The 25,986-nt window shown below is 68.5% G+C and carries 23 protein-coding genes and 1 pseudogene; 10 read left to right on the forward strand and 14 right to left on the reverse strand.

Features of this window, described 5'->3' with window-relative positions; genetic code table 11:
* The first annotated feature begins 498 nt into the window (after positions 1-498).
* Both E0H50_RS17410 and trxA read left to right on the forward strand, forming a co-directional pair.
* The gene (locus tag E0H50_RS17410) at positions 499-1,374 is read left to right on the forward strand and encodes an aldo/keto reductase (RefSeq protein WP_131289423.1); all 876 of its coding nucleotides are present in this window, start codon (positions 499-501) and stop codon (positions 1,372-1,374) included.
* A 161-nt stretch (positions 1,375-1,535) separates the two neighbouring features.
* Entirely contained in the window at positions 1,536-1,925 is a 390-nt protein-coding gene (gene trxA, locus E0H50_RS17415) for a thioredoxin (protein WP_131289425.1), read from the forward strand.
* 48 nt (positions 1,926-1,973) lie between these two features.
* Here trxA and E0H50_RS17420 read toward each other — a convergent pair whose 3' ends face one another.
* From E0H50_RS17420 to E0H50_RS17430, 3 genes are all read right to left on the reverse strand, one after another.
* Positions 1,974-2,408 (reverse strand): GNAT family N-acetyltransferase, encoded by a 435-nt coding sequence (locus E0H50_RS17420; RefSeq protein WP_165547168.1) that lies wholly within the window; start codon positions 2,406-2,408, stop codon positions 1,974-1,976.
* Between the two features lie 40 nt (positions 2,409-2,448).
* Positions 2,449-2,850 (reverse strand): VOC family protein, encoded by a 402-nt coding sequence (locus tag E0H50_RS17425; RefSeq protein ID WP_131289429.1) that lies wholly within the window; start codon positions 2,848-2,850, stop codon positions 2,449-2,451.
* A gap of 219 nt (positions 2,851-3,069) precedes the next feature.
* Entirely contained in the window at positions 3,070-4,344 is a 1,275-nt protein-coding gene (locus E0H50_RS17430) for an NAD(P)/FAD-dependent oxidoreductase (protein ID WP_131289431.1), read from the reverse strand.
* 102 nt (positions 4,345-4,446) lie between these two features.
* Between E0H50_RS17430 and E0H50_RS17435 the strand changes: the two genes are divergently transcribed.
* On the forward strand, positions 4,447-5,985 hold the full coding sequence (locus E0H50_RS17435) for a PucR family transcriptional regulator (RefSeq protein ID WP_131289433.1): 1,539 nt from the start codon (positions 4,447-4,449) through the stop codon (positions 5,983-5,985).
* A gap of 218 nt (positions 5,986-6,203) precedes the next feature.
* Here E0H50_RS17435 and E0H50_RS17440 read toward each other — a convergent pair whose 3' ends face one another.
* The 3 genes from E0H50_RS17440 to E0H50_RS17450 are packed head-to-tail and all read right to left on the reverse strand — an operon-like array spanning position 6,204 to position 8,790.
* A complete protein-coding gene (locus tag E0H50_RS17440; protein WP_131289435.1) occupies positions 6,204-7,220 on the reverse strand; it encodes an NAD(P)/FAD-dependent oxidoreductase in 1,017 nt (338 codons plus the stop codon).
* Positions 7,217-7,744 (reverse strand): isoprenylcysteine carboxyl methyltransferase family protein, encoded by a 528-nt coding sequence (locus tag E0H50_RS17445; RefSeq protein ID WP_131289437.1) that lies wholly within the window; start codon positions 7,742-7,744, stop codon positions 7,217-7,219. The genes E0H50_RS17440 and E0H50_RS17445 overlap by 4 nt, the downstream gene beginning before the upstream one ends.
* On the reverse strand, positions 7,744-8,790 hold the full coding sequence (locus tag E0H50_RS17450) for a type III polyketide synthase (RefSeq protein ID WP_131289439.1): 1,047 nt from the start codon (positions 8,788-8,790) through the stop codon (positions 7,744-7,746). Before E0H50_RS17450 ends, E0H50_RS17445 begins: the two co-directional genes overlap by 1 nt.
* An 18-nt stretch (positions 8,791-8,808) precedes the next feature.
* Between E0H50_RS17450 and E0H50_RS17455 the strand changes: the two genes are divergently transcribed.
* Positions 8,809-9,612, forward strand: a complete 804-nt coding sequence (locus E0H50_RS17455) for a UbiA family prenyltransferase (protein WP_238151023.1) — start codon at positions 8,809-8,811, stop codon at positions 9,610-9,612.
* 103 nt (positions 9,613-9,715) lie between these two features.
* On the opposite strand, the gene E0H50_RS17460 is transcribed toward E0H50_RS17455, so the two are convergent.
* Entirely contained in the window at positions 9,716-10,588 is an 873-nt protein-coding gene (locus E0H50_RS17460; RefSeq protein WP_131289441.1) for a LysR substrate-binding domain-containing protein, read from the reverse strand.
* 124 nt (positions 10,589-10,712) lie between these two features.
* Between E0H50_RS17460 and E0H50_RS17465 the strand changes: the two genes are divergently transcribed.
* On the forward strand, positions 10,713-12,233 hold the full coding sequence (locus E0H50_RS17465; RefSeq protein WP_131289443.1) for an MFS transporter: 1,521 nt from the start codon (positions 10,713-10,715) through the stop codon (positions 12,231-12,233).
* Positions 12,234-12,365: 132 nt separating this feature from the next.
* Here the strand turns inward: E0H50_RS17465 and E0H50_RS17470 are convergent, their stop codons facing one another.
* Positions 12,366-13,682, reverse strand: a complete 1,317-nt coding sequence (locus tag E0H50_RS17470; protein ID WP_238151024.1) for a lysyl oxidase family protein — start codon at positions 13,680-13,682, stop codon at positions 12,366-12,368.
* A gap of 204 nt (positions 13,683-13,886) precedes the next feature.
* Between E0H50_RS17470 and E0H50_RS17475 the strand changes: the two genes are divergently transcribed.
* Both E0H50_RS17475 and E0H50_RS17480 read left to right on the forward strand, forming a co-directional pair.
* Complete coding sequence (locus E0H50_RS17475; RefSeq protein WP_131289447.1) at positions 13,887-15,920, forward strand: fibronectin type III domain-containing protein; 2,034 nt, start codon at positions 13,887-13,889, stop codon at positions 15,918-15,920.
* A 56-nt stretch (positions 15,921-15,976) separates the two neighbouring features.
* Positions 15,977-16,729: a DUF427 domain-containing protein gene (locus tag E0H50_RS17480; RefSeq protein WP_131289449.1), complete on the forward strand. Its 753-nt coding sequence runs from the start codon at positions 15,977-15,979 to the stop codon at positions 16,727-16,729.
* Here the strand turns inward: E0H50_RS17480 and E0H50_RS17485 are convergent.
* The 3 genes from E0H50_RS17485 to E0H50_RS17495 all read right to left on the reverse strand — a co-directional run bounded on the left by E0H50_RS17485 (position 16,708) and on the right by E0H50_RS17495 (position 18,323).
* Positions 16,708-17,097 carry a nuclear transport factor 2 family protein gene (locus E0H50_RS17485; RefSeq protein WP_131289450.1) on the reverse strand — a complete coding sequence of 130 codons (390 nt, stop codon included), beginning with the start codon at positions 17,095-17,097 and terminating at the stop codon, positions 16,708-16,710. The genes E0H50_RS17480 and E0H50_RS17485 overlap by 22 nt on opposite strands.
* A 63-nt stretch (positions 17,098-17,160) precedes the next feature.
* A complete protein-coding gene (locus E0H50_RS17490; RefSeq protein ID WP_131289452.1) occupies positions 17,161-17,934 on the reverse strand; it encodes an SDR family NAD(P)-dependent oxidoreductase in 774 nt (257 codons plus the stop codon).
* Positions 17,935-17,942: 8 nt separating this feature from the next.
* Positions 17,943-18,323 carry a winged helix-turn-helix transcriptional regulator gene (locus tag E0H50_RS17495; protein WP_131289454.1) on the reverse strand — a complete coding sequence of 127 codons (381 nt, stop codon included), beginning with the start codon at positions 18,321-18,323 and terminating at the stop codon, positions 17,943-17,945.
* Between the two features lie 129 nt (positions 18,324-18,452).
* Between E0H50_RS17495 and E0H50_RS17500 the strand changes: the two genes are divergently transcribed.
* The gene (locus tag E0H50_RS17500) at positions 18,453-19,787 is read left to right on the forward strand and encodes a nuclear transport factor 2 family protein (RefSeq protein WP_131289456.1); all 1,335 of its coding nucleotides are present in this window, start codon (positions 18,453-18,455) and stop codon (positions 19,785-19,787) included.
* A gap of 182 nt (positions 19,788-19,969) precedes the next feature.
* Positions 19,970-21,916: pseudogene (locus E0H50_RS17505) on the forward strand (bifunctional SulP family inorganic anion transporter/carbonic anhydrase); the annotation flags it as partial.
* A 14-nt stretch (positions 21,917-21,930) separates the two neighbouring features.
* Here the strand turns inward: E0H50_RS17505 and E0H50_RS17510 are convergent.
* Positions 21,931-22,758 carry a phosphatase PAP2 family protein gene (locus E0H50_RS17510; RefSeq protein ID WP_202868183.1) on the reverse strand — a complete coding sequence of 276 codons (828 nt, stop codon included), beginning with the start codon at positions 22,756-22,758 and terminating at the stop codon, positions 21,931-21,933.
* 396 nt (positions 22,759-23,154) lie between these two features.
* Between E0H50_RS17510 and E0H50_RS17515 the strand changes: the two genes are divergently transcribed.
* The gene (locus tag E0H50_RS17515; RefSeq protein WP_238151025.1) at positions 23,155-24,354 is read left to right on the forward strand and encodes an MFS transporter; all 1,200 of its coding nucleotides are present in this window, start codon (positions 23,155-23,157) and stop codon (positions 24,352-24,354) included.
* Here E0H50_RS17515 and E0H50_RS17520 read toward each other — a convergent pair.
* Together E0H50_RS17520 and E0H50_RS17525 are read right to left on the reverse strand one after the other, a co-directional pair.
* Complete coding sequence (locus E0H50_RS17520) at positions 24,310-24,714, reverse strand: aconitase X swivel domain-containing protein (RefSeq protein ID WP_131289462.1); 405 nt, start codon at positions 24,712-24,714, stop codon at positions 24,310-24,312. The two genes, E0H50_RS17515 and E0H50_RS17520, sit on opposite strands and share 45 nt — an antisense overlap.
* Entirely contained in the window at positions 24,711-25,925 is a 1,215-nt protein-coding gene (locus tag E0H50_RS17525; protein ID WP_131289464.1) for an aconitase X, read from the reverse strand. Before E0H50_RS17525 ends, E0H50_RS17520 begins: the two co-directional genes overlap by 4 nt.
* Between the last annotated feature and the right edge of the window lie 61 nt (positions 25,926-25,986).

Below are 25,986 nucleotides of genomic sequence, written 5' to 3' on the forward strand. Positions count from 1 at the left end.
CTCACCTTTTGGCGGCAGATTCAGCACCGTACGCCACCAACTCATCCCTACCCGCCCCTCAGACAGCAGTTACGCGGACAGTAGCCGGGAGAATACGGCAAGCGACCGCACTCCGGGAGACCTGAGCCCAGGATCCGGATGGTCCATCGCTCCCCGCTGCCATACTGTTACCCCACTCGCGGGCAGTGTCACCCTCACCGTCACTGTTACCGGCCAAGCGTGACACCTTCGGTACCGTCGTCATAGCTCCTCTCTCATGCCCGCTCAGGTCGGGCGGGCAGCGCACACCATGCCACACGCCGCGGACAGGTTCGAAAATCCGTGCGAACAACATGGTAAAAGAACGCACCAACGATCACTCATAGTAACCGATCGTGCGGTCCGCCTGTGGAAAACTCTCCCGTGACGAGGGGTCAAAATCGGCTGTGGACAACCGCTTGCCGACAGCGCTTCCGGGCATAAGGTCGGAGTGATCCCTGCTACCCCTGGAGGACCAGGATGGAAACTCGCCGACTGGGCAGACTCGGCCACCAGAGCTCGGTGCTGATCTACGGCGCTGCTTCGCTCGGGAGCGTCGACCAGGACCGCGCCGACGCGTCGATCCAGGAAGCTCTCGACGCCGGCCTCAACCACTTCGACGTGGCCGCCGACTACGGCGACGCCGAGCTCCGCCTCGGACCGCGGATGCCGGAGATCCGGGACCGGATCTTCCTCGCCACCAAGACCGGCCGCCGGACCTTCGAGGAGGCCTGGAGCGAGATCAACCGATCCCTCGAGCGGCTGCAGACCGACCACGTCGACCTGATCCAGATGCACGCCGTGTGCGACCTGGAGAACCTCGATCTCGTGACCGGCAAGGGCGGTTCGCTGGAGGCCGCGATCCGGGCCAAGGACGAAGGCATGGTCCGCGCGATCGGCATCACCGGCCACACCGCGCAGGCGCCGTCGGTGCACACCGAGGGACTGCGCCGGTTCGACTTCGACAGTGTGCTGACGCCGCTGAACTACAAGCTGTCCACCGACCCGCAGTACGCCGACGACTACGCGGCCCTCGTCGAAGCCGTGCAGGCGTCGGACGCCGCGCTGATGACGATCAAGATGATCGCCCGGCGGAACTGGGCCGAGGGCGAGCAGAAGTCGTACGACACCTGGTACCGGCCGTTCGACGAGCAGCGCTACATCACCGCCGCGACCGCCTGGCTGCTGAACGGGCATCCCGAGATCACCGGTCTGGCTACCGCGGGTGAGACCCGGCTGCTGCAGCAGATGATCGTCGCGGAGCGCGAGCGCGCCGATCTCACGCCGGAGGCCGCGGCCTCGATCCTCGACGAGGTGCAGGACTACGCGTCACCCTTCGTGGACATGCCTATCTGACAAACGGTTGACAACGTGGCTCAGGTCACAAACGAGACTCCGCATTCCGGTCAGGTCGTACGGCGTACGAGATCGGCCGGCGTACCTGCCGGGGGTGCGGGAACAACTCGGCCACCGGTCCGTGTTGACTACCACGTACTCATCTACTTTCGGAGGTCGTAGTGGCAACGGTCGAGCTGACCCAGGAGAACTTCAACGAGGTGGTCGGTAGCGACGGTCTCGTGCTGGTGGATTTCTGGGCCGAGTGGTGTGGTCCGTGCAAGATGTTCGGGCCGGTGTTCGAGAAGTCGTCCGAGACGCACGGTGACATCACCTTCGGCAAGGTCGACACCGAGGCGCAGGGCGAGCTCGCGCAGGCCTTCCAGATCCGGTCCATCCCGACCCTGATGGCGGTCCGCGACGGCGTCGTCCTGTACTCCCAGGCCGGTGCGCTGCCGGCCGCGAGCCTGGAGGACCTGATCGGCCAGCTGCGCGCGGTCGACATGGAAGAGGTCAAGGCCCAGATCGCGGCCCACGAAGCCGAGCACGGCACCGAGCCGCACACCCACTGATCCACCAACAGGTCCGGGGCTCCGAATCGGGGTCCCGGACTTGTTTGTTCACGGGCCGTCGGTCAGCCGTGGATCGGTCGTGCGGCGCATCAGCCGGGAGGTACCGACTTGCTCGGTGAAACCCCAGCGGCGGTAGAACGGGATCAGGTCGGGCCGGCAGACGAGTTCGACGCTCCGGACGTCGGCCAGTGCCGGGTGGGTGACGACGGCGTCCAGTAGTACGGCGCCGATGCCGGAGCCGCGGTGGGACTCGTCGACGATGACGTCGAGGACGAGGGCGACGTACACGTAGTCGGTGAGCACCCGGGCGAAGCCGACCAGGCGGTCCGTCGAGTCGTGGGTGATGGCGACGACCAGGTCTGAGTTGTCGAGCAGGCGGTGGACGTCCGCGGGCGTCCGGTCGGTCATCCACCACGCCGTACGCATGAGGTCAGTCAGATCCTGGACGCGGCGCTGCGGAACCGTGAAGTCGGTCGTGAGCATGACACCCATCCTCGCGGCTGGTTGTTGCCGTACGCCGGGTTCAGAAGTCGCGGGAGCTGAGGACGCAGAACTCGTTGCCTTCTGGGTCTGCGAGGACTGTCCAGCCGGGGCCCTCGGGTTGGCCGACGTCGACGCGTTGGGCGCCGAGGGCTTCGAGGCGGGCGATTTCGGCGTCGCGGTCCTGGCTGGTGTGGGGCGCGAAGTCGAGGTGCAGGCGGTTCTTCACGGTCTTGCCCTCGGGGACCGGGACGAACACCATGCCGGGACCGACCCGCTCCCAGGGGAGCTCGTGAACGGTCTCCGGCTCAACCCAGCCGGGCACGTTCACGCATTCCTCGTCGGTCGCGATGATCGTCTTCCAGCCGAAGGCCTCCGCCCACCAGGCCGCCTGCTTGCGTACGTCGTGGCAGTCGATCACGACGGTGTACCACCTGAGCACCATGCCAAGACCCTGACACAGCCCACCGACAGAAAAGAGCGGGCCCTGGGCAGGAGAAAGACGCCAGGGCCCGCTCTCAGTGCTGACCGGAGCGGCGACGTGGTGGCCTGAGGATGTGCGGGCAGGTGAGGTGCTGCCCGGGGAGGGTCACCGGAGGGCTGCTCGGAGAGACGGTCAGCGAGAGGGAGGGACCACGTCGTTGGGGTCCCTCCACGCCGAATGTCAGCGGAGCGGGTTGAACGGACGAAGCTCGCGCGGCGTGCGGCCGGTGGTGATGGTCTCCGCGAGCAGCTGGCCGGTGATCGGGCCGAGCGTGATACCCCACATGCCGTGCCCGCCGGCGGCGAACACTCGCGGCGAGGCGGTGGCGCCGATGATCGGCAGGCCGTCCGGGGTGCAGGGCCGCGGCCCGACCCACTCGAAGGTCCGCGCGTCCAGGTCGGCGTCCCGTAGCAGCGGCCGGGCGGCCTCGACGATCGCGTCGATCCGGCGCGGGTCGAGCTTCGCCTCGGGCTTGCGGAACTCCATCATCCCGGCGACCCGGAGCCGGTCGCCCAGCGGCGTGCAGGCGATCCGCTGCGCCGGGAAGTACACCGGGCCGGCCGGTACGTGCGCGATCGGCACGCTGAAGCTGTAGCCGCGACCGGCCTGTACGACGGTCTTCACGCCGAACTGCCGCGCCAGGTCACCCAGCCAGGCGCCCGTCGCCATCACGACCGCATCGAACGGATCGGTCTCGCCGTCACCGGTGACGAGCCGGACGCCGCGGATCTCGTCGACGATGTCCTTCACGACGACACCGCTGATGATCTGGCCGCCGCGGGCGATCACCGAGTCGGCGAGCAGCTGGACGTACTCGCCCGGGTTGATGAACCGCTGCCCGTGCAGCCGGATCGCCGCGCCGATCTCGTCGGACAGCGACGGCTCGATCTCGCGGGCGTCGTCACCGCTGATCGCCTCGAACTCGATGCCCTGACCGGCGGCGTGGATCTGCTCGATCTCCTCGAGCAGCACCTTGCGCTCCTCGGCCGTCCGGTAGGCGGCCAGGAACGACTTGGCCTCGTAGGTCTGCGCCTCGACCCCGGCCTTGGCCAGGAAGTCGAACGCGGGCAGGGCCTGCCGGTTGATCGGGACCAGCGCGTCCATCGCGGTCTTCCAGCGTCCGGCGGTGCTGTTGCGAGCGAAGCGGGTGAGGAACTTGAGGAGCCGCGGGCTCGCGGTCGGTGGAACGTACACCGGTGAGGCAGGGCTCAGCACCGCACGGACGCCGTACTTGAGGACCGCTGGTTCCGGGAGCGGGGTGGCGAGGCCGGGGGTCAGCCAGCCGGCGTTGCCCCAGGACGCGCCGGCGGCGACGCCCTCACGGTCGAGCACGGTCACCTCGACACCGGCCTCCTGGAGGAACCAGGCGGTGGCCAGGCCCACCATGCCCGCGCCGACGACGGCGACGCGGTCGGGAACGATGTGGTTGCTACCAGCGGAACCAGCTGTGGTCATGTATCGATGGTGCGGCCGCCACCAGCCGCTGTCATGGTGCGATCACACCATTGCCGGGACGAATGACTGTGCTCATCGCACAATAACCCGCACAATGGACGCATGATCTCCTCGTCCGACCTGATCGTCGCCGTCGGTCCGGCGCTGTTCGAGGTCGTGGTGCCCGGCAAGGGCGACCGTGAGGTCCGGGACGTCTTCCTGGCCGACCCGCAGGAGCCTGCGACGGGTCAGCCCGGCGATCTGGTGCTCGGACTCGGTCTACGCGACGCAGAGGACGCCGTCGAGCTAGTAGAGCGCTGCGCCGCCGGCAACGCCTCAGGGGTGGTCCTCCGTACGGCGCTAGCGCACAAGCCAACTGTGGTGGCTGCAGCGGAGCGGGAAGCCATGACCCTCGTAGCACTGCAGCCAAGCGTGACGTGGGCCCACGTGGTCTGGCTGCTCCGCGGTGTACTCGACCGTGCTGCCGCACCGGACTCCCCTGCCGCTGGCGACGCCGGCGTGCACCAGGAGCTGTTCGCATTGGCTGACGCGGCCGCTGCGATCGTCGACGCGCCCGTGACGATCGAGGACAACCAGTCCAGAGTCCTGGCGTACTCCTCCGGCCAGGACTTCACTGACCCCACACGGGTGTCGACCATCGTCGGACGCCGAGTACCACCCGAGGTGATCGCACACTTCCGGGCACGGGGCATCTTCCGACGGCTGGCGCGATCCAGCGAGCCGTTCCTGGTACCTGACGGACCCAACGGCATTCGCCCGCGCCTCGTCGTACCGGTCAGGGCTGGTGGTGAGTGGCTGGGGTCCATCTGGGCTGTTGTCGACGGTCCGGTGAGTGATGCGGTCACGGCGGAGCTCAGCAACGCCGCCTCCGTTCTCGCCTTGCACCTGCTGCGGCTGCGGGCTCAGGCCGACGTGGCGCGTCGCAGTGCGATTGACCGGCTGCGGACGATCCTGCGGCAGTTCTCCCCGGACAACCCGGTCGATGTACGGCTCCCGCGGCAGCCGTGGCGAGTTGTGGCACTCGGGTCGCCGGACGGGTACGACGTACCGCAGCAACTCGACCTGTGGGAGTCGACCGGTCGCCGGCACGGGTGGAGCGAGCCGCAACTGGCTGACCTCGACGGGACGGTGCTGGCTGTGGTTACAGACACCGACGGACCAGGGTCATGGACCTGGTTGCAGAAGCTCGTCCTCGAGCAGTCAGCCGGTACGTACGCCGCTGCCGGTGGTCCCGCGCGCGGTCCGGCCGATCTGCCGAGCTCACGCGCCGAGGCGGTCGAGCTGCTCGGTCTGGTACGTCGCGGTGTCGCGCCGGGGCCGGCGTTGCGGGTCGAAGAGGCGTGGCATGTGCTGACGGTGCACCGCGCAGTCACGTCGCTTGATACCACCAAGATGGATGGTCCGCTCGCGGTGCTGCTGCGGCACGACATCGAGCACGACACGGGATACGTGGAAACGTTGCAGGCCTGGCTGAATTTTCCGGGGCAGCCGCAGCGGGCGGCGCGGGAACTGCACCTGCACACGAACACGTTGCGGCACCGGATGAAACGGATCGGGGAGATCGCGGAGCTCGATCTGGCGGATCCGCGGGAGCGGTTGGCGTTGCAGTTGCAGATTGCCGCCGTACGGACCGAGCACTGAGATCTACGCCACAGCCTCATGTAACAAGGCTTCACATTCCGGCAACTGTTGGGCAACATCCGCCTGACAGAGTCTTCCTTGTCAGCAGGTCCGACTCTTCACCAGGGAGCCGGAAAGGCTGCGGGTTCGAGCTTTTCACCAGGAAGCTCGAGCCATCCGTGGGGCCCGGCGATTGTCTGAGCGATCGCCGGGCCCTACGACGTTCTCCGGAACCTTGCCTAGGACAACCGGTTGACTATGGTGCGGTAGATGCCCGGGACCGCGGCCGCCGCGGGGACGATGCGCGGGGCGAGCAGTGGGCGGTTGCGGGCCCAGAGCAACGATGCGGTGAGTAGGCGGCATTCCCAGGAGACGCGGCGCCAGGCTGCCTCGTAGTCCTGGGGACGGTCGGCGCGGATGCAGTCGACCAGTTCTGCGGAAGTTCGCAGTGCGACCGCGATGCCTTCGCCGGTCAGGGCGTCGACGTACCCGGCGGCGTCGCCGACGAGTAGGACTCGGCCGGCGGTTCGGGCGGTGACGCGTTGACGGAGCGGGCCGGCGCCCATCACTGCGCTGGCCGGTGCGGCGCCTTGCAGGCGGCGCTTGAGGAGCGGGAAGGCGTCGAGGTGTGAGTCGAAGGTGCCGCGCGCGGAGGTGAGGACGGCCACGCCGACCAGGTCGTCGGCGACTGGAGTCACGTAGGCCTCCCCCAGCTTCGACCAGTAGACCTCGACGAGATCAGTCCAGGGCGAAACCGCAAAGTGCCGCCGAAGTCCGCGCCGCACGGCGCCGGGGGTCGGGGTGGTTAGGGACAGTTGGCGGCGGATCGGTGAGTGGAGGCCGTCGGCGGCGGCCAGGTAGCGGGCGGTGTGGCCGGCGGCGGTTACGGAGGTGGGGGTTTGGGTGATGGGGCCGACGCGAGTTGGGAGGACTGGGACGTTGAGGGCTGCTAGTCGGGACATCAGGGCGGCGTGGAGTGTTGTGCGGCGTACTCCTAGGCCTGGGCCGGCGGTGAAGTGGGCGTCGACGGTGTGGGTTTCGTCGAGGTAGCGGATGCCGTGGAACGGGCGGCCGGAGAGTTCCACGCCGAGTCGCTCGAGGTAGGCCACGGCGCTGTGGGCGATGCCTTCGCCGCAGGCCTTGTCGATCGGGGCCGGGCGCGGCTCGACCACGACGACCGACAACCCGGCGAGCGCGGCGCGGATCGCGGTCGCGGCCCCGGCCGGTCCGGCACCGGCCACGAGCAGGTCGATCATCGGGTGAGGACGGTGCGCAGCGCGGTTTCTTCCGTTCGGATTCGGACCGTCAGCAACGGGATGTTCAGGATCGTGAACACGAGCGCGGTGATCCACGCCGAATGCACCAGTGGCAGCGCGATCCCCTCACCGACGACAGCGACATAGTTCGGGTGCCGCAGGAAGCGGTAGGGGCCGCCGGTGACCCGTCCGAGGCCCGGTACGACGATCACCCGGGTGTTCCACTGATGCCCGAGCACCGAGATGCACCACCAGCGCAGCGCCTGCATCGCGACCACCACGGCCAGCATCGTCCAGCCGAGCGCCGGATCGAACGACCGGCCGGACACGATCGCCTCGACCACGCACCCGGCCAGCAGCCCGGTGTGCAGCACCACCATGACGGGGTAGTGCCCCTTCCCGAACTCCACGCCACCGCGGGCGAAACTCCACTTCGCGTTCCGCAGCGACACCGCCAGCTCGGCGACCCGTTCGAATCCGACCAGCACGACGAGTGCGACGTACCACCACAACGATTGCGTCATCACCACTCCAGGAGGACGAGCTCGGAACAGAAACCCGGGCCCATCGCGAGCAGCAGACCCATACCCGAAGGATCCAGCCTGAGCGTGTCACCGAGAACGTGGAGGACCGAGGACGACGACAGGTTGCCGACCGCATCGAGCGATTTCCACGTCAGCTCGAGCGCCCCGGGCCGCAGCGACAACGTCTCCGCGACCGCGTCCAGCACCTTCGGCCCACCCGGATGGCTGACCCAGGTCCCGATGTCCGGCACGGTCAGGCCGAAAGACCCGAGGAAGGCGCGCACATCACCCCCGAGATAGGTCCGCACCACCTCGGGCACGTCCGCGCCGAGCACGATCCGGAATCCGCCCGATCCGACGTCCCACCCCATCACCCGCTCCGAGTCCGGGTACAGCCGCGAACGCGTCGCGACCACCGAGGGCCCCGACGCCGCCGGATGTTCCGACCCCGTCAGCACCACCGCCGCCGCGCCGTCCCCGAACAACGCGCCGCCCACCAGATTCGGCAACGACGAGTCGTCGCGCTGCAACGTCAGCGAACACAACTCCACCGACAGCAGTACGGCGACGTGCGTGGGCCAAGCCTTCAAGTAGTCGTGCAGCCGCGCGATCCCCGCCGCTCCCCCGACACACCCCAACCCGAACAGCGGCAGCCGCTTCACGTCCTCCCGCATCCCCAGCCGCATCGCCACCCGGGCATCGATCGACGGCGCCGCCACCCCGGTCACCGTCGTGAACATCAGTACGTCGACATCGTCGAGCGTCAGCCCCGCGTCCATCACCGCGCCCGCGACCGCCTCGGCGCCGAGGTCCACAGCGGCCGCGATCCACGCGTCGTTCGCGGCGCCGAAGTCCTTGAGTCCGGCGTACTGCTCCAGCGGCAGCGCGAGATGCCGGTACGAGACTCCCGCGTTCGCGTGCAGCCGGCGGAGCAACGCCGTACCGCGGCCGTCCGGGAGACAGATCGACTCGAACGCGGCCGTGAGCTCGGACTGCGGATACCGGTACGGCGGAAGCGCGGGCCGGACCGCTGCGATCCGCGTCATCGTGGCATCGTTACGTCGGTGAAGACCGTCAAAGGTCTGGCCCTCGCCTGCCACCCCGGGCCGACTGTCGCCGTGACCGCTCTGGTCACCGCGGTCGCGTGGTCGGCCGGGCGAAGTCCGGCCGGGTGTCTCCTCGTCGCAGCAACGATCCTCACCGGCCACCTCTCGATCGGCTGGAGCAATGACGCGATAGATGCCGCCCGCGACACCATTGTTAACCGCCGGGACAAGCCTGTGGTGCTCGGACTGGTGAGTCGCCGAACGCTCGCGGTCGGTGCGGGCGTGATGCTGGTCGTCACCGTTCCGGTCTCCCTCGCCAACGGGCTCGCGTCCGGGTTGACGCACCTGCTGTTCGTCGCCTGCGCCTGGGCGTACAACCTGGGCCTCAAGTCGACCGTGATCTCCTGGCTCCCGTACGCCGTCGCGTTCGGCGCACTGCCCTCGTTCGTGACGCTCGGCACCGCGCACGTCTGGGCCCCGTGGTGGGCGACGGCGGCGGGTGCCCTTCTGGGGATCGGTGCCCATCTGGCAAACGTCGTACCCGATCTCGCCGACGACCTGGCCACCGGCGTCCGCGGCTGGCCGCAACGCCTCGGCCGCTACGCCCGGCTGATCGCACCGCTCCCGTTGGCGACAGCAACCGGTCTCCTGGTGATCGCACCGCCCGGAGCGATCGGCGTGATCGGCTGGATCGCGCTCGCGGTGGTCGCCGCTCTGCTCGCGACGATCCTGCTCTGGCGCAACGCCCCGTTCCTGATCACCATCGCGATTGCCGCGGTCAGCATCATCTCCCTGGTCCTCCGCGGCGACGCCCTGATCTAGCTGCAGCTCGACAGTACGTATACGCCCACTACGCCGGCTCGGCCGTCCCGCTGAGCGTGAGCGCGGCCGGGCCGGCTGGTCACCTCCTGTCGAGCTGCCGATCTCACCCGGCGTCCGGTTTCAGCGGGGCGTTGCTGCCGAGGATGGCGGCGGTGAGGGCTTCGGCGGGTTCCTTCGCGGCGCGGGGGTTGGTGATCAGGACGAGGTCGATGGAGGGGAGTTCGGGCAGGCCGGCGCTGGGCGGGGGCTCGACCAGGTCGGCGGGCATCAGGGAGCGGGCGAAGATCGCGATCCCGAGGCCGGCCCGGACGGCGGCGAGTACGCCGTTGACGCCGCGGACGATGCACGTGATCCGGCAGGTGCGACCGGCCTGCTCGAGCGTCTGCACGCCGAGCGACCGGCTCAGCGACGGCGCCTGGTACGTGACCAGCGGGACCGGTACGTCGGGCGCGATCCGGGTCCCGGCGATCCCGGCCCAGACCATCGGATCCCGGCGTACCAGCCGGCCGTTCGGCTCGTAGCCGCCGCCGGCGCCGTGCTTCACGTAGGCCAGATCCAGGTGGCCGGACTCGACCCGGCGGAGCAGGTTCGGGCTCTGGGCAACGGTCAGCTCCAGGTCGATCCGCGGGTACAGCTGGCGGAAGTCGCGCAGGATCCTCGGCAGCGGCGTCAGCGCCAGGTCGTCGGTGACACCGAACCGCAGCCGGCCGCGCAGCTCCGAGCCGGTGAAGTACCCGGCGGCCTCCTCGTGCGCGGCCAGGATGGTCCGGGCGAAACCGGCCATCGCCTCGCCGTCCGCGGTCAGCGTGACAGTGCGGGTGTCACGGACGAACAGCGGCCGCCCGACCGCCGTCTCGAGTTTGCGCACGTGCTGGCTCACCGTCGGCTGCCGGATCCCCAGCCGCTCGGCCGCCTGGGTGAAGCTGAGCGACTGTGCGACCGCGAGGAACGTCCGGAGCTGGTCCGGGTCGTACATCGATGCACCTCCCATTACGTGACGCAATAAGACTAATAGGAGTAATTCGCTATCGAGATTCAGTACCAAACCGTGAGGATGGAGGTGTCCTCCCCTGACCAGACCTCTCGCGTAGGGATCGCTCTTGAACACCCGGGCCACCGGTACTGTCCCGTCCACCGACTTCCATCTCCACCGCCCCACCGATTCGACCAAGCTCCGGGACCAGCGCCCGGGCTTCAAGGACACCTTCAGCGCACTGCGGGTCCGCAACTTCCGCCTCCTGGTCAGCGGACTGCTGGTCAGCTCGACCGGCGGCTGGATCCAGCGCATCGCCCAGGACTGGCTGGTGCTCACGCTCACCGGCAGCGCCACCGCGGTCGGCATCACGACCGCGCTGCAGTTCCTCCCCACCCTCGTGCTCGGTCTGTTCGGCGGCGTGATCGCGGACCGGTTCCCGAAGCGGAAGATCCTGCTCGTCACGCAGATCACGATGGGTACCTGCGCCGGCATCCTCGCGCTGACCGCCTTCACCGGTCATGTCCAGGTCTGGCACGTCTACACGATGGCCTTCGTCCTCGGTCTCGCGACCGCGGTCGACAACCCGACCCGGCAGTCGTTCGTCACCGAACTCGTCCCCCGGGACACCGTCCGGAACGCGATCAGCATGGTGTCGTCGACGTTCCAGCTCGGCAGCCTGATCGGACCCGCGCTCGGCGGCGTACTGCTCGGCACCATCGGCGCCGGCTGGGCGTTCGCGCTCAACGGGCTGACGTTCTTCGCGTCGATCAGCGCGCTGCTGCGGATGCGCGAGAGCGAGATGCCGGGGTTCCACGCCGCCCGCAAGGCGAGTGCCGGGATGCGGATCCGGGACGGGCTGCGGGACGGCGTCCGGTACGCGTTCCACGAGCCGGCCGTCCGCTGGGCGATCGCGCTGGTCGGGATCTACGGGATGTTCTGCATCAGCCTGCCGGTGACGCTGACCGCGTTCGCCGACCGGGTCTTCCACACCGGCGCCTCGGGGTACGGCGTACTGAACTCGGTGGTCGCCTTCGGGGCCCTGGCCGGCGCACTGCTCTCGGCCCGCCGCGTCCGGCCGACCCGTCTGCGGAACCTGCTCGGTATCGCGTGCCTGCTCACGATCACCGAGGTACTGGCCGCGATCCAGCCGTCGCTGTGGACCTTCATCCCGGTGCTGGCGTCGATGGGGATGGCGACGCTGATGTTCCTGACCGCGGCCCAGTCGATGGTCCAGCTGACCACTCCGGACGGCCTGCGCGGGCGGGTGTCCGGGATCTACAACCTGGTCTTCATCGGGGGCGGCGCGATCGGCGGGCCGCTGGTCGGGTTCCTGGCCCAGCACTTCGGCGCCCGCTCGGCGCTGATGATCGCGGGCCTGGTCCCCGCAGTGGCGACGGTCGCGATCGGCCTCCGGCTGCGGCGCGACGGCCGGCTCCGGCTGGTCCTCGTCCGGACCCGCTCCCCGTGGCACCAGGTCCCGATCCGCCTGAACCTGCAGCAGACCGAGATCCAGCTGTCGGCCCCGAAGAGCGCCCCGCTGCCGAACCGCACGTCACGACCGTTCGTCCTCGGCCGCCGTCAGCACGCACGGATGAATTCACACCTGCGCCCGATGCGGACAAAACGCCGCCCACAGCATCACTGAGACACCACTGAGTTCCTGAGGCGGGGCTGCGCTGCCTTCCCGGCCCCGCCCCAGGTAGCCAAGAACTCGCGCCCCCGGCTGGATCGTGGCCGGGGGCGCGAGTCTGCCGGCGGGCGGGCCGGCGTGGCGGCATCAGGGAGCGTTGATGACGCCGACCGGGGGCACCTTGACGGTGCGGTGGTGCTTGGTACCGCCGAGGATCACCTTGCGGAGCGCGACGTTGTTCTTCGTGCTGGACTCGAACAGCCGGTTCTCAGGGTTGGCCGTCACCTGCACGTAGTAGGTGCCGTTCGCCAGGTTCGTGATGTCGAAGGACTGGCCGGGCAGCGTCTGCTCGTACGTGTCGCCGGAGCCGACGTCGAGGACCTCACGGACGGACAGCGAGCCGTGGTCGCCGCACGCGGTGTGCAGGTCGGTGTTGTCCGGGTGCCAGTTCGCGTTCTTCACCGTGTAGTCGATCGAGTCCGTCGCGGCCAGGCAGAACGCCTCCTTCTGGCTGCGCACCACCTCGGTCTGCTTGGCGTTCAGCAGGCTGTAACGGGCGAAGTCGGTGAAGTGCCAGTGGTTGTGGCCGTCCCGGCCGTCCCACTCCAGCGTCCCGGTGTTCTGGTACCCGACCTGCTTGCCCTGCGCGTTGTAGAAGTACTGGTACGCGTCCATCAGGTCCTTGCCCTGCCGCCGGAACCCGTCCAGCACCAGCGGCGACGGGCCCGCGTTCCACACGGTCGCCGAGAACTGCAGGAAGTCCTTGCTCGCGTCCGGCGTACCTTCCTCGCCCGGCGCGGCAACGATCCCCCAGGCCGGCACCGGCCGCAGGTCCGGCTTCGGGCCCTTCGGCACGCTCGCCTTACCGGTCGGACGCGCCGCATTCGGCTTCGGCCCTGCTGAGTGCGCGCTCACCTTCTGAGCTCGTGATGCGTCGGACTTCTGCACCGTGACGTTCAGCTTCACCGACGAGTCCTTCGCCGGGATCCTGAAGAAGTCCCGGTACGCCTTGTTCACGGTCACCGTCGCCTTGTACTTGCCGACGGCGAGTTGCACCGGCGCCGGATCGCCGAACGTCCGCGCGGACCACCCGGTCTGCAGCCCCCATACCGCGCCCTGCGTGAACGGGTTCGCCGTACAGCCGTCCGGGTACGGCGAGGTTGCCGGGGCATCCGGCCGGGTCCGCGATCCGTCACCGTTCAGGCAGATCGTCTGGTCCTTCTCGAGGACCTTCTTGCCCGCGGCATCGGTCAGCGTGACGTGCAGGAACTTCCCCAGTCCGGAGAAGTCCGTGACCAGCCCCTTCGGCAACTGGCGGACCGGCTTGCCGTGCACGTACTGCGTCGCGACCACCGGCGAGCTGTACGACGCCCTCGTCGCGCGGACCTCGACGGGCGCGCTACCGGCCACCACATGGGTGCCGAGGTCCAGGTCGACGCCGTAGCCGTCGACGTGCCGGTTCACGATGACGGAACCCCCTCCTGCCTCGGCCGGCGTCCTCACGAGCCGGCCCGTTGCTGGTACGACGACCCGGGCGCGGAGCGAAGTTGATCAAGGTTCCATGGCAGTCCTGTCACGCGAAGTAACAGAGCCTCAATACTTGACTGCGTAAATTAAGCCGACCTAGGCTCGGCGGCGTCCGCTCACTCCTCCCCGGAGGACGTTTTCATGTCCCTGATGTCCCTGAGACGCCGTACCGCCCTCGTCCTGGCCGCCGTCGCCCTGGTGTCGACGGCAGCCGTGACCGCCCCAGCCGATGCAGTCCAAGACCAGAAACCCGCCGTTCCGCAGATCGCCGCCAAGCCGTACATGGGCTGGAGCAGTTGGAGTCTGCAGTCGACCAACTACCCGGGGGTCAACCCCGACGGCCCCGGCAGCTTCATCAGCGAGAAGAACATCCTCACCCAGGCGAACGCCCTGGCCACCAAGCTCAAGCCGTACGGCTACGAGTACATCAACATCGACGCCGGCTGGCAGGACGGCGGCGACGAGTACGGCCGCCCGGTCGCCAACCTGAAGCGGTTCCCGCGCGGTATGAAGGCCGTCGGCGACGACATCCACAAGCTCGGCCTGAAGTTCGGCATCTACACCGTCGTCGGCCTCGGGATGGACGTCTACCGCGACGGCAACACCCCGATCCACGACGCGCCCGGCTGCTTCACGCGCGACATCGTCTACCCGGACCTGCGCACGACCAACGGCTGGGACGCGGCGTACAAGATCAACTACGAGAGCCCGTGCGCGCAGAAGTACGCCGACTCGATCGCCAGGCTGTTCGCGTCCTGGGGTGTCGACTTCATCAAGATGGACGGCGTCGGCCCCGGCTCCTGGAAGGGTGCGCCGGACGACCCGAACCACAACAACACCGAAGACGTCGAGGCCTGGTGGCGCGCGGTGCAGAACGCCGGGCGCCCGATGATGTACACGCTGTCGTGGTCGCTCAGCCACCGGTACGCCGACGTGTGGAAGCAGAACTCGAACGGCTGGCGGATCGACACCGACGTCGAGTGCTACTGCGACACGATCGTCAAGTGGGACAGCTCGGTGAAGCAGCGCTGGTGGGACGTCGCGCAGTGGATCGACGACGCCGGGCCGGGGCACTGGAACAACCTGGACGCGGTCAACGTCGGCGTCGGCGCGATGGACGGCCTGACGGACGCGGAACGCCAGTCCTACATGACGTTCTGGGCGATCAACTCCGCGCCGCTGTTCGCCGGCGACGACCTGACCAAGCTGGACGCGTACGGCCTGAAGCTGCTGACGAACCGCGAGGTCATCGCGATCAACCAGTCCGGCAACCCGGCGCGCCCACTGAACCAGGACCAGCTGCAGCAGGTCTGGTACGCGCAGAACGCGGACGGCAGTACGACGGTCGCCCTGTTCAACCTGGCCGACTCCCCCGCCACAGTCACCGGTCGCTTCGACCAGCTCGGGATCGGCGGCAAGGCCACGGTCCGCGACATCTGGGCCGACACGAACACGCGCGACGTCAGCGGCCAGGTCTCGGCGGCGTTGCCCGCGCACGGTTCGAAGCTGTACAAGATCACGCCTGGAAACGTGCCGGTGAGCATCCCGGCCGATCTGACGGCCACGGACGTCAGCCGGACGACGGTGTCGCTGAACTGGCGGCCGAGCGCGGGCGCGACGTCGTACCGGGTATTTGCCAACGGCAAGCAGGTTGCGACGAGCACGAAGCCGGGCACCGTGGTGGGCGGGCTGCAGCCGCAGACGCAGTACACGTTCACAGTGCAGGGTGTGAAGTACGGCCGTACGTCGGACGCGAGCGCCGGGATCACCTTGTACACGTCGAAGTCCGGCGGACCGGTGCGCTACGAAGCCGAGGCGCCGACGAGCACCTTGACCGGTGATGCCGGCGTCTCCGGCTGCACGCTGTGCTCGGGCGGGTCGAAGATCGGCAACATCGGCTACGGATCGACGGTGACGCTCAACGGCATCACCGTGCCGGCGACAGGTACGTACCTGGTGAAGATCGCCTACACCGACGGCGACACCAGCCGGCAGAGCATGCTGACGGTCAACGGCACCGACAGCTACTGGGTGAACTTCCACGGCCTCGGCGACAACGACTGGGGCACACCGCAGGTCACCTACCTCCCGATGAAGCTGACCGCCGGCGCCAACTCGATCAAGGTCAGCAACCCGAACGGCTACATCGCCGACATCGACTGGATCACTGTGTAACCCCACGATCCGCGGGGCCGGCACCACCAGGGCCGGCCCCGCGCTTTACTGGACGAATGAGCGCCTACCCCGAACCTCTGGTCCCGCCCGGTGGCATCGCGCCGGTGCCGCGGCGGATTCGCGCGATACTCGACGACCGCGTCGTCCTCGACACGACGGACGCGATCTACCTGTGGGAGTTCCCGCCGTACCCGCAGTACTACGTCCCGCTCGCGGACGTCGCCGACGGCGTACTGACCGACACCGGCGAGACGAAGGAGTTCGCCCACGGTGTGGCGCGCGTACATGCCGCGGGATCGGGCCACGCCTGGGTGTACGACGAGGGCGTCGCAAAGGACCGTGTACGGTTCCAATGGGACGCGCTCGACAGCTGGTTCGAGGAGGACGAGGAAGTCTTCGTCCATCCCAGAAACCCCTACGCCCGGGTGGACGCCGTCAAGTCCACCCGCCATATCCAGGTTGCCGCTGACGGCCTGGTTCTGGCTGAGTCGACCGCCACGATCATCGTGTTCGAAACCGGGCTGCCTCCGCGGTACTACTTCCCGCGGACATCCGTGCGTCTCGAGCACCTGACCCCGAGCGACACCGTCACCGCTTGCCCGTACAAGGGCCGCACCTCGGCCTACTGGTCCGTCCCCTCGGTTCCCGACGTCGCCTGGTCCTACGACTTCCCGACAGCACCACTACTTCCGGTCGCCGGCCACGTCGCGTTCTTCGACGAGAACGTCGACGTCACCATCGACGGAGTCCTCCAGGACCGCCCGATCACGCCGTTCTCGAACCCGGCTCAGCGACCTTCGACGGTGTAGTGGATGGTCTGGGCGACGATCTTCCCGTTCTCGATGACATAGGAGTCGACCCCGTCGCGGACCTGCACCTTCGAGTCCTGGTAGGACCATTCGAGGAGACCTACGTTGCCCTCCGCGGCGACGTAGGTGTACTCGAACGCCTCGTGGTCCGGTAGCTCGTCGGCCAGCGCCAGCGCGAGCTCCCGGACGCCGTCGTACCCCCGGAAGGTGCCGCGATTCATCAGGATCACGATGTCCTCGGCCACGTTCCGCCGCAGGTCCTCCGCGAGGAGCTCGTCCAGCGACGGTGCTCCCACCCACTCGTTCGCGATGTTCAGATGGTCGTCCAGCACTTCCCGCGCCGACCGCTGACTCAGTTCCGTCGTCACGTCGCCCTCCCCCACTCGCAGTTCACCCCATGCTGCCGCCGCCGGCCGTCCCCCGCAAGGCGATCAGATGCCGGCGGTGGTGGCGCCGTCCATGGTGATGATCGAGGCGGTGACGTAACTGGCTCGGGGGGAGGCGAGGAAGATCGCGACGTCGGCGACCTCCCGCGGTTCGCCGGCGCGGCCGATCGGGATCTCGCGGACCATCTCCTGGAGCAGCTCGTCCTTCGGCTTGCCGGTCGCCCTGACGGCGGCCTCCAGCCCTTCGTCGACCCGGGAGGTGCGCGTCATCCCGGGGTTGATGACGTTCACCCGGACGCCCTGGCCCGCGTACGCCTTCGCGTAGCCGACCGACGCCAGCATCAGCGCCGCGTTCGCCGCACCGCCGCCGATGTGCAACGGGTTCGCTGCGCGACCGCCCTGGCCGACGACGTTCACGACCGCGCCGCTGCCGCGTTCGGCCATCCCGCGGATGACCGCCTCGGTCGCGTGCATGTACGTGAAGTACTTCGCGTCCATCGCGGCGTGCAGCGCCGTACTGTCCAGCTCGTCGACCGGCGTCCGCCGGGCCGCGCCCGCGCAGTTGATCAGGATGTCCGGTACGCCGATCCGCTCGAAGACGGCGCGCGTCGCGTCAGCGTCGGTCAGATCGACTGCTTCGGCCTGGAAGCTCAGGCCGTGGGCGGCGAGTTCCTCCTGCGCCTTCGCCAGGTTGCCGGCGTCCCGCGAGATGCCGACGACCACCGCACCCTCACGCGCCAGCGCCTCGACACACGCCAGCCCGATCCCTTTGCTCGCACCGGTGACCACCGCGGTCTTCCCGGACAGTTCCAGCTCCACGTGACTCCTCAGAGATTTGCGTCGTACTCGTCGCGGGCGGCGGTGATCTCGTCCATGTGGTCGTACGCCCAGGTCCGCATCGTCGCGACGGCAGCAGCCAGGCTCAGGCCGAGCGGGGTCAGCGTATAGCTGACGGTCACCGGCACAGTAGGAACAACATCACGCCGTACGACGCCGTCCCGCTCGAGGTTGCGCAGGGTCTGGGTGAGCATCTTCTGGGTGATGCCCTCGATGATCGACTTGAGCTGACCGGACCGCAGCGTGCCGCCCTTCTCGAGCGTGCTGATCACCAGCACCGTCCAGGTGTCGCCGATCCGGCCGAGCACCTGACGCGTCGGGCAGGCGCCTTTCGTGGCGTCCCACCTGCTTCTGACCTGGTCGGTATCCATTAGGTGCCCATAGCAGTAATTAGTGCTGTCTTCCGCCCGCCGCGACCGGTTCGTAGCGTCCTTGTCATGTCCCGGGTCATGTCCAAGGTCATGTCCAGGGCCGAGTCTAGGTGAAGGAGTGAAACCGCAATGAGAGCAGTGGTTCCGGTGGACACCGGTAACGTCGGGTTCGGCGAGGTCGACGAGGTGAGGCCGGGCGCGGGCGAGATGGTGATCGCGGTAGCGGCCTTCTCGATCAACCGCGGCGAGACCTTCCAGCTGGAGGCGCCGCAGGATGGGTGGCGACCTGGCAAGGACATCGCCGGTCGAGTGATCGAAGCCGGACCCACCGGTCCGCCGGTCGGCAGCCGTGTGGTCGCGCATCTGCCGCACTCGGGCTGGGCGGAGCACGTGACCGCACCGGCTACGCAGGTCGCCGTACTGCCGGACAGCATCTCGTTCGAGCAGGCCGCCGCGCTTCCGCTCGCCGGGCTGACAGCGCTGCGCCTCTTGCGTACGGCGGGCAGCGTGATCGGCCGCCGGATCCTGCTGACCGGCGCCGCCGGAGGCGTCGGGCACTACGTCACCGAGCTCGCGGCCGGCGCCGGTGCATCGGTCACAGCCGTCGTCTCATCCCCCGCCCGCGGCGAGCGGCTGCTGGAGCTCGGCGCCGAGACCCTGGTGTACGACGTCTCGGACGCGCGTGGACCGTTCGACCTGGTGCTGGAGTCCGTCGGTGGTGAGAGCCTGCCGGTCGCGTTGTCGAAGCTGGTGCCGGGCGGCGATCTCATCTGGTTCGGCGAGGCCAGTCGGCAACCGGTGACGCTCGACTTCTTCGACTTCTTCACCGCTCCGGAGGCCGCGCGCATCCGGCACTTCCATTACGTCCAAGGCCGCGACGACGAAGACCTGGCAACGCTGGTCCGGCTGGTCGGGTCCGGGCGGCTCCACCCCGAGCTCGGTCGCGTCGAGGACTGGTCCCGGACCGATGCCGTCCTCGACGACCTGCGGCACCGTCGCATCCGCGGCAACGCCGTACTGACCCTGACACACACAGTGCACGAGGAGGCAACGCCGATGGATCCCAGGACGGTCGTGACCCGGTACGTCGAGGCGGTGGCGGCGGGTGACGTGGCGACGATCCGGGCCGCCTTCGCATCGGACGTGGTCTGGACCTATCCGGGTGACCTGCCGCTGTCCGGTGACTGGAAAGGCCGGGACATGGTCGTCGACGAGTTCCTCGGTGCGGCGGCGGGCAACCTGTTCGCGCCGGGTGCACCGGTCACGATCACGCTGGTCAACGTGATCGCCGACGGCGAACAGGTCTTCGCCGAGTGGACGGCGCAGGCGACGGCCCGGAACGGCGATGCCTATGGCAACCGGTGCGGAGGAGTCTTCACCGTTCGGGACGGTGTGATCGTCGCGGTCCGGGAGTATCTCGACACCGACCACGCCCGCCGCGTGCTGTTCGCGAGCGAAGAGTAAGCACAGTTCCGGACGCGTCGATGCCCTGAGCAATCGTCACCTTCGGAGCTGCAGGCAACGATTTCGGCAGATTCCTGTTGTGGGCTTGATCCGGTCAGTACGATGAGTAACTAGATCGACACTCTTTGTTTCGACGCCTGATGCCCGAGCAGTTGCCCTGAGCACCGACGCCGGAGGACCCCGTGCCGACCCCTTCCCATTCCCCGCCGTCTTCCGTTACCTGGAAGACGGTTCTCCACCATGACCTACCGGCCTCGCTGGTGGTCTTCCTCATCGCAGTACCCCTTTCGTTAGGAATCGCCGCCGCGTCCGGCGCCCCGTTGATCGCCGGCCTGGTGGCCGCTGTGGTCGGCGGTGTCGTCGCCGGCGCGCTCGGCGGCTCCCCACTCCAAGTCAGCGGCCCCGCTGCCGGCCTGACCGTTGTCGTCGCCGGACTCATCACCCAGTTCGGCTGGGCCGCGACCGCCGCCATCACGTGCGCCGCCGGCCTGTTGCAGATCCTGCTGGGAGTGACCCGGATCGGGCGACTGGCCCTGTCTCTCTCCCCCGCCGTCGTGCACGGCATGCTCGCCGGGATCGGCGTCACGATCGCCGTCCAGCAGCTGCACGTGGTGCTCGGTGGCACAGCGCAGAGCTCGCTGATCTCCAACGTGACCGCACTTCCCGCCCAACTGATCGCCCACCACGGCCACTCGGTTCTGGTCGGCGTACTCACGGTCGCGATCGTGCTCACCTGGCCGAGACTCCCTAAAGTAAAGGTCGTTCCGGCCCCGCTCGTCGCGGTTGTGGCGGTCACGGCGCTGGCCGCGGTCACCATGCCCGACGTGACCCGGGTCGACCTGCCGGACAACCCGCTGCAGAGTCTGATCCTCCCGGTGATGCCCGAAGGCACACCCCTCGAGATCGCCACCGCCGTCCTGACCGTCGCTCTCGTCGCGAGTGTCGAGTCGCTGCTGTCGGCCGTTGCCGTCGACAAGCTTCATCGCGGCCGGCGGAGCAATCTCGATCGCGAGCTGATCGGCCAAGGCGCCGCGAACGCGGTGTCCGGTGCGCTCGGCGGTATGCCCGTCACCGGCGTCATCGTGCGCTCGTCGACGAACGTCGCGGCCGGCGCGCGAACCCGGGCGTCGGCGATCATGCACGGCGTGTGGATCGCGGCGTTCGTCCTCGCGGCGGGCTCGATGCTCGAACTGATCCCGATGGCAGCACTGGCCGGCGTACTCCTCGTCACCGGCCTGCGCCTCGTGCAGCTGGCCCACATCCGCACACTGCGCCGGCACGACGAGCTACTCGTGTACGTCGTGACCGCGGTCGGTGTCGGCGTACTGGGACTGGCCGAAGGCGTGCTGCTCGGTCTGGTGCTCGCGCTCGCACGGGTGCTGTACCGGCTCGCGCGAGCCACCGTGACAGCAACCGAAGCGGACGGCGTGTGGACGGTACGGATCCGTGGTGCGCTGGTGTTCCTCGGCGTCTCGTCCCTGGTACGCACGCTGCGGTCGATCCCTCAAGGCGCGACGGTTCGGGTCGATCTCACCGTGGATCACCTGGACCATGCGGCGTCCGAGGCGATCGAGGACTGGCGCCGCGGGCACGTCGCGCGCGGCGGCTCGGTCGAGGTGTACCGCGCCGGCGACCAACAACCGGGCGAACAGTTGGAGGAGGTCCCGATCAAGGCGTTGCTGGCGAAGCTCGCGGCCGAGGGACAGCAACCGGCGCACCTGTTCATCACCTGTGCGGACTCGCGAATCGTGCCGACGATGATCACCACCAGCGGCCCGGGCGACCAGTTCTGCGTGCGGAACATCGGGAATCTCGTACCGCCGAAGGGATCGAACAGCAGCTCGGTGGACGCCGCGATCGAGTACGCGGTCGACGTCCTGAAGGTGAAGTCGATTGTGGTCTGCGGGCACTCGTCCTGTGGCGCCGCGGCCGCCGCGCTCGCGGCCGACGTACCCGAAGGATCAGGGCTGCAGAACTGGCTACGGCACCTGGAGCCGTCGGTACGGCGGGCGGTCGCACTGCCCGACATCGTCGATCCGGCGACCGGTGTGCGGCTGTCGCCGGCCGACAAGCTGTCCGTCGCGAACGTCGCCGTACAGCTGGAGAATCTGCGGAGTTTCCCGTGCGTCCGTGCGGCCGAGGATCAGGGCCGGCTCGAGCTGATCGGGCTCTGGTTCGACATCGGTGCGGCGACGGCACGCTCGGTCCTGGACCGCGCGCCGTTCCTCGTCCGGGCCGACGAGGAGCTGTCGAAGATCAGAAGCAGCGGTACGGCGAGCGCGATCGCGACCAACCCGTCCAGCCAGTAGTGGTTCGCGGTGACCACGACAACGGTGAACGTGAGCAACGGATGTGCGATCCACAGCCAGCGCCGGCGTGACCGGCTCGCCCGGATCAGGAAGACCGCGACCATCAGCGCCCAGCCGACGTGCAGACTCGGCATCGCGGCGAACTGGTTCGCGACCCCGGAGTGCGTGCTCGGTCCGTAGACCGACTGACCGAGCAGCACCCCCGTGTCCACCCAGCCCGGCATCATCCGGGGCGGGGCGAGCGGGAAGAACATGTGCCCGATCAACGCCAGCCCGGTCAGGGACGCGAGCGCCCAGCGCGCCTTCGCGTACTCGGCCGGGCGGCGGATCAGCAGCCAGAGCAGCACGATCGCGGTCAGCGGGAAGTGCACGCCCGCGTAGAACACGTTGGCGAGCTGGGCGAGGCCGTCGATCTTCAGCGCGTGGTGCTGGATCGTCGCCTCGCTCGGCAGCCCGAGCCAGGCCTCCCAGCGGATCAGCTCGTCCGCGTGCCGGAACGCCGAGCCGGCGTGCTCGGCGGACAGGAAGCGGCCGAGGTTGTAGACCCCGAACAGGGCGGCGAGCAGGGCGACCTCCTTGACGATCCGCCAGATCCCGCCGCGCTGCCGCCCCAGCTCCGGCAGGCTCGGTTGCCCTATCCGCTCCAGAGTCATCTGCGCCATGCCGACCCCCACATCAAACCGAACGCTCGTTCTCTGAAATTCCACCCTGCGCCTCGGGCCTTCCACAGATCAAGAACGGTCATTCGTTTTCCACTGTGATCCTGGGCACTCTTTCAAATTATCGCAAGCTGCTGATAGTTGCGAACAATATGAAGCAACTCACATCCGGCGAAGGTGAAGGCCTCGGCTAGGTCCTGTCTGGTGGTCCAGCGCCGTAGCGAGGAGGTGCTCGGTGCGGTAGCTCGGCGCGCGGGGGCGAAGGTCTCGATGCGGAGCATCGTGGCCTTTGCACCCGTGCGGCGAGATGCCGTGCCGAGTGCCCCGCAGTAGGCGATGGACCACCAGACAGGACCTAAATCGGTCGACGCGCGGTGCGGGCCTCGGGAGAGTGCTCGCATGGTGACGGTCTTCCTCCGCTGGACGTGGCTCCGGGCGGTCCTGCACAACGGGTGGTGGCTGGTCACCAGCGTCTATCTGGTCGTCGACGCCGGACTCTCCCCCGCCGAACTCGTCCTGATCGGGTCGGTGCAGAGCGCGTTCGCGCTGGTCTTCGAAGTGCCTGCCGGCGTCATCGCCGACACGATCAGCCGCAAGTGGTCGCTGGTCGTCTCCCAGGTCCTGATGGGTACGGCGATGCTCGCGACCGGGCTGTTCACCTCGTTCCCCGCGCTCCTCGCCACGCAGGTGCTGTGGGGTATCTCGTGGACCTTCGCGAGCGGATCCGACGTCGCGCTGATCACCGACGAACTGAACGAACCCGGTCGCATCAACCTGGTGCTCACGCGCGCGGCCCGCGCGCAACTGACCGGCGCGGCGACCGGTCTCGTCCTCCTCGGACTCCTCGCCTGGGCAACCCGGCGGGACCTGACGATCGTGATCGCCGGCGCCGCGATGGCGGCCCTCGGGCTGTACGTCGCACTCCGGATCACCGAGCACAACTTCGTCCCGACCCGGACCGCCCGCTGGTCGGCGTCCTGGACCACGTTCCGTCGCGGCGTCACGCTGGTACGGCGCAGCCGCGCCATCCTGCTGATCTTCGCCGCGACCTTCCTCGTGAACGGCGCCTCGGATGCCGCCGGACGCCTTACCCAGAAGCAACTTCTCGACCTGGGCCTGCCCAGTGCGCCGGACCCGATCGTCTGGTTCACCGCCCTCGGCGTCGCGGGTCTGGTCGTCGGCGCCGTCGTCCTCCGGCTCGTCACGCAACGGATCAACGGCGCACACGCCGCGACCGACTACGCGTTGGCCGCCCTGGCCGGAGTGCTCGCGATGCTGATGCTCGCGTTCGCGCGCGATCCGGTCACCGGTGCGGTCGCCGTCGTACTGCTGAACGGCATCGTCACGCCGCTCACTCGCGTGATCAGCACGATCTGGGTCAACGCCCGGACGACCGCCGACATCCGCGCGACGACACATTCGTTCCTCGCACAGCTTGAGTACCTGGGCGAGATCGTCTGCGGCGTCACGATCTCCGCGATCGCTCGACTCACCACGCTTCCGCTCGCGCTCACCGCGTGCGCGGTCCTGTTCGCGGCAACCGCCGTACTGATGTCACCACGCAATCGTCGCTCGGTCCGGGCCGGCCGAGACCTGTAGCACGGCGTCGGCGGGGACGGCGTCGTACGGCACGACGACGACCGGGAGGTTGAGGTCGTACAGCTCGGCGGCGATGAGGGCGCCGAGCGGGATGATCGGGTCGGGGCGGGACAGGATGATGGCGGCGGGCGCGGTGCGAGCACGGATCTGTTCGGCGAGCACGCTGGACGCGGAGCTCGAGCCGCGGCCGGACTCCATCAGGACGACGCGGCCGGTGAGGACGGCGCCGCACTGTGGGTGATGCGCGTCGACGATGCGGCCCTCGTTGTCGGTTCCGCCCCAGAACGACAGCGGCGCGGTGAGGCGGATCGGCGTACCGGTTGCGGTGCCGGGGTGGAGGGTTCGGCCGTGGATGATCATGCGTCGAGGACCAGGTGGCCGGCACGGGCGGACGCGACGCATTCGGCGAGCGAGCCGAGGACCGCGGAGACGTTGACGTTTCCGGGTGCGTAGTGCGCCCACTTGCCCGAGTTCGTCATCACGTGCTTCCAGGTGGGCGACAGGATGGCTGTGATGTACGTGCAGGTGTCGACGACGACCGTTACCCCAGCCGCCTCCAGCACCTGCAGTACGCCGCTCTCGGCCAAGCGCTCTCGGGTCGCGCGAGCGGTCGACAAGTAGAACGGCAACTTCAAGGCCGGCCCCACCACCAGCTCGGACAGCCGGACGCATTCGGCGTACGACGCGTGCGGCGTACCGATGCTGATCGCGTCCAGCTCCGACGCAACCGTCGACAATTCGCGCCGCACGCGGTGCAGTGTCTCGAGGTCAACCACTCGCACCGGAAGGCCTTCGACCGTCATGGGCGCCTCTGGCGTGACCCCGACGGCGTGGAACAACGCGACTCCTCCAGCAGAAGCAGCCGCTGCGCCAAGGGCCTTCAGGTCGTCCTCGCTCGCGTCGGCCGGAATCCCCAGCAGTACAGGGATCTCGGCTCCGACGACCGATCCGATGTGGTGACCGAGCAACGAGTACGTCAGGTCCGAGAACTCGCCGAGCGCACGGCAGTCGAACACCACGGTCCCCCGCCGCGCCTCGGGAGTCTGCAGTCCGGCGTACGGCGCTCGTCCGGTGATCGCCGCGCAGACGTCGAGGAAGTCGCCGTACCGATCCGTGCGCGCACCGAGGACCGAGTTCGCGAACACGATCGCGTTCGACTCCGCCCACGCGACGTGCTCACCGAACGCGGGGCGGTTCGGGAGCTGGTACGGCGCGCACGTGAACGTCGGCGTACAGCCGAGGTCGACGTACGCCGCCATCAGCTCCCGTCCCGCCGCCGCGAGCTCGTGATCCCGGACGAGGCCCGGATGGATGAGGTCCGTGGATCCCACGTTCAGCGTCGTCGGCACGCGCACCCGGGCGCCGAGATCGACGAGGCGGTGCGCGAAATCCAGGCTGACCTGACCGTGGTACAGGCACGAGTCGACGTGCGCCGACGTGATCTCGACCAGGCGCGGCGCGTCCGAGATCCGCGCCTGCCCGACGATCACCCGCATCGCGAGCGCCACACCGTCCCCCTCCTGACCGCCTAGCATCGCCTCTTCGACGGCGGTCAGGTGGAGAGTCTGCATGCGTTGAACTTAGCCGGACCTGCACCACTCACCAACCTGCCCGACGCGGCGCGCTTCACGC

This window comes from Kribbella sindirgiensis, assembly GCF_004331435.1.
In the GTDB taxonomy this organism is placed as follows: domain Bacteria; phylum Actinomycetota; class Actinomycetes; order Propionibacteriales; family Kribbellaceae; genus Kribbella; species Kribbella sindirgiensis.